The organism is Oleiphilus sp. HI0043 (genome assembly GCF_001634935.1).
This window is the reverse complement of the sequence record NZ_LWEY01000887.1, coordinates 1-485: the sequence shown is the minus strand read 5'-3', so window position 1 is coordinate 485 and position 485 is coordinate 1. Positions and strand designations below refer to the sequence as shown.

1 protein-coding gene is annotated in these 485 nt (G+C 47.6%); it reads left to right on the top strand.

The genetic code is table 11. From position 1 onward, the window contains the following. Positions 1 to 485 (top strand): acyl-CoA dehydrogenase family protein (locus A3729_RS10045; protein ID WP_197475752.1); only part of this gene is annotated, 485 nt, incomplete at both ends.

Sequence of the window (485 nt, the reverse complement as noted above, 5' to 3'; positions counted from 1 at the left end):
GTGAAGATGGTGTTAAAACGCCAACAGGTTTTAAAGAAGCATATAACCAATTTGTAGAAGGCGGCTGGCCTTCAATGAACGCGCCTGTTGAGCACGGTGGACAAGGTCTACCTGAGTCCATCAACATCGCTTTGAGTGAAATGATTGGTACTGCTAACTGGTCTTGGGGTATGTATCCAGGCCTAAGCCACGGTGCACGTGCGACAATTCAAGAGCATGGTACGCCTGAGCAGCAGGAAACTTATCTAACTAAGCTGATCAGCGGTGAGTGGACGGGTACCATGTGTTTAACAGAGCCTCAGTGTGGTTCTGACCTAGGTATTTTGACTACTAAGGCTGAGCCAAATGCTGATGGTAGCTACAACATCACGGGTACGAAGATCTTCATCTCTGCCGGTGAGCACGATATGGTTGATAACATCGTTCACATTGTTCTAGCACGTCTTCCTGGCGCACCAGAAGGTACTAAGGGTATTTCTCTGTTT